The organism is Deltaproteobacteria bacterium (assembly GCA_009930495.1).
Classification (GTDB): domain Bacteria; phylum Desulfobacterota; class Desulfovibrionia; order Desulfovibrionales; family Desulfomicrobiaceae; genus Desulfomicrobium.
On record RZYB01000246.1, the window covers coordinates 1 to 3,074 of the forward strand.

Annotated in this window: 2 protein-coding genes; both read left to right on the plus strand. The window is 62.8% G+C overall.

Features of this window, described 5'->3' with window-relative positions; genetic code table 11:
- Window positions 1-43 precede the first annotated feature (43 nt).
- A complete protein-coding gene (locus tag EOL86_13240) occupies window positions 44-1,390 on the plus strand; it encodes a nitrogenase (protein NCD26539.1) in 1,347 nt (448 codons plus the stop codon).
- 596 nt (window positions 1,391-1,986) lie between these two features.
- Window positions 1,987-3,074: nitrogenase cofactor biosynthesis protein NifB (gene nifB, locus EOL86_13245; GenBank protein ID NCD26540.1), on the plus strand; the 1,088-nt coding region annotated here is incomplete at its 3' end.

Here is a 3,074-nt window from a genome sequence, read left to right on the forward strand (position 1 = left end):
CGCGCCGCCTCGCGCGCGGCCTGCGCGGGCAAGGAGGTCGTCAATGGCTGAATACGTATCCACCACCAATGCCTGTAAGATGTGCACGCCCATGGGCGCGGCCCTGGTCTTCAAGGGCATCGAAAAGGCGGTGCCGTTCCTGCACGGTTCCCAAGGCTGCGCCACCTACATGCGCCGCTACATCATCAGCCATTACCGCGAACCCGTGGACATCGCGTCCTCGGCCCTGGGCGAGAAGAGCGCGGTCCACGGCGGCGGCCCCAATCTCAAGAAGGGCATTTTGAACGTCATGCGCAAGTACGACGTGGATCTGATCGGCGTGGCCACGACCTGCCTGACCGAGACCATCGGCGATGACGTGGGTCGCTACCTGCACGAGTTCCGCAAGGAATTTGCCGACCTGCCCCTGCCGGAGTTGGTTCATGTGTCCACGCCGAGCTATTCCGGCACGCACATGGAAGGCTGGCACGCGGCCGTGCGCGCCCTGGTCGACCAGATCGCGCGCGAAAAAGCCCCGGATCACGGCGGCGTGAACCTGCTGCCCGGCTTTCTGTCTCCGGCCGATTTCCGCTTTCTGAAGGAGCTGGGCATGCGGGCCGGCGTGCCGTTCACGGTGCTGCCCGACCTGTCCGAAACCATGGATGGGGTCATCTGGGACGAGTACCACGCCCTGCCCGACGGCGGCACGCCCGTGGCCGCCATCCGGGCCATGAGCGGGGCGCGCGGCACCATCGAGTTCGGCATGTCCGGTGGCGTGGCCGAATCCGCGGCCCAGGTGCTTGAGCGCAAATTCGGCGTCCCGGCCTCCAAAATCACCCTGCCCATTGGCCTGCGCGCCACGGATGGCTTCATGGACACCCTGGCTGCCCTGGGCTGCGAGACACCGGCCAAGGACGCCTTTGATCGCGGCCGGCTGCTCGACGCCATGGTTGACGGCCACAAGTATATTTTTGGCAAGCGGGCCGTGGTCTATGGCGAGGAGGATTTTGTCGTGGCCCTGTGCTCCTTCCTGGGCGAAATCGGCGTGCAGCCGGTTCTGGTCGCCACGGGCACGCAGAGCAACCGGTTCGCCAAAGCCATAACCGACGTCCTGGGCGATGTCTGCCTGACCATGCCGGTCATCCGCAGCGGCGCGGATTTCAAGGACATCGAGGACGAAGCGGCCGAGCTGGCCCCGGACCTGCTGGTCGGGCACAGCAAGGGCTACAAGCTGGCCAGGGCCAGGAATATTCCGCTGCTCCGCGTCGGCTTTCCCATTCATGACCGTTTCGGCGGGCAGCGCACCCTGCATGTCGGCTACGAAGGCGCTTTGGCGCTCTACGACAGAGTGGTCAACGCCGTGCTCGAAAAGAGTCAGGACGAGTGTTCGGTGGGGTACGGATATCTATGAAATGGCTGCCCTGTACGGCATGAGATAGGACGAAATAGGGTGAAACTCTCGTGATGACGTCTCCAAGTCCGTCATTGCGAGGAGTCTTCGACGAAGCAATCCAGTTCGTGAATGGGCACAAGGCGGGCAGGGCATGGACCACGCGCAGAGCCTGACATGGCCGCGTTGAAGATGCCCACGCAGAGCCTGGCTTCTCGTGATGAAGCACTGCCAAGCCCGTCATTGCGAGGAGTCTTCGACGAACGTGTCGGGCTCTGCGCGAGCAATCCAGTTCATAAATGGGCAAAGGTGGGCAAGGCATGGACCACGCGCAGAGCCTGACATGGTCGCGTTGAAGACGCCCACACAGAGCCTGGCTTCTCGTGATGACGAAAACAACGTTACGACACGACTTCGTTATCGCGGCAAGGTCTGTGCAGTACGGAACGTGTCTGGAGTATCGTGAAATAGCGCTTGCACAATAAAGCGAAGTAAATCGGTATAATGCGCAATGTGGCCCACCAGGGCTCCAGGCCGGCGGATTCGTAACCTACACGAATGACCATGTACCTTGTTTCAAAATTGTAGCCTCTGACAAACAACCAAGGGAGGACACCATGTCCGAAGCCAAAGACAGATCCAAGCATCCCTGTTTCAATAAAAGAAGTTCGGGCTCCCACGGCCGGGTGCATCTGCCCGTGGCCCCTGGGTGCAATATTCAGTGCAACTACTGCAATCGCAAATACGACTGCGTCAACGAATCCCGCCCCGGCGTGACCAGCGCCGTGCTGCCGCCGGATAAGGCCGTGGAATATCTGGACGAGGTTCTGGCCCGCGAGCCGCGCATCAGCGTGGTCGGCATCGCCGGACCGGGCGACCCCATGGCCGAGTCGGCCAAGACGCTGGAAACCATTGAGCGGGTTAACGCCAAGTACCCGGACATGCTTTATTGTCTGTCCACCAACGGGCTGGCCCTGCCCGAGCATGTGGACCGTCTGGCCGAGCTGGGCGTGAGCCACGTCACCGTGACCATGAACGCCGTGGACCCGGAGATCGGGGCCAGGATTTACAGCTGGGTGCGCGTGGGCAAGGTGGTCTACCGGGGCGTGGAAGGAGCCAGGATGCTGCTCGAACGCCAGCTCGAATCCATCAAGCGCCTGAAGGCCAAGGGCATCACGGTCAAGGTCAACTCCATCATCATTCCCGGTGTCAACGATCATCATCTGGCCGAGGTGGCCCGGGTGGCGGGGGAGTTGGGCGCGGACATCCAGAACCTGATTCCGCTCTGTCCCACGGCGGACACCCCTTTTGCGCACATGGAAGAGCCGTCCAAGCAGATGGTCCATGATCTGCGGGCCGTGAACGGGGCCATGATCCCGCAGATGACCCATTGCCGCCGCTGCCGGGCCGATGCCGTGGGCCTGTTGTGCGCGGATCGCTCCAACGAGCTGATCCCGACCCTCGACAGGCTGGCCCACGGCGGAAAGACCGAGGTCAAGCCGTATGTGGCCGTGGCCACGCGCGAAGGTCTGCTCGCCAACAGGCATCTGGGCGAGGCTACTGGGTTTCAGATCTGGGCGCCCCAGGGCAAGGGCGCGCGCATGATCGAGGAACGTCAGGCCCCGGAAGCGGGTTGCGGCCCGGATCGCTGGCACAGGCTGGCCGAGGTGCTCAAGGATTGCGCGCTACTGCTGACCGAAGCGGC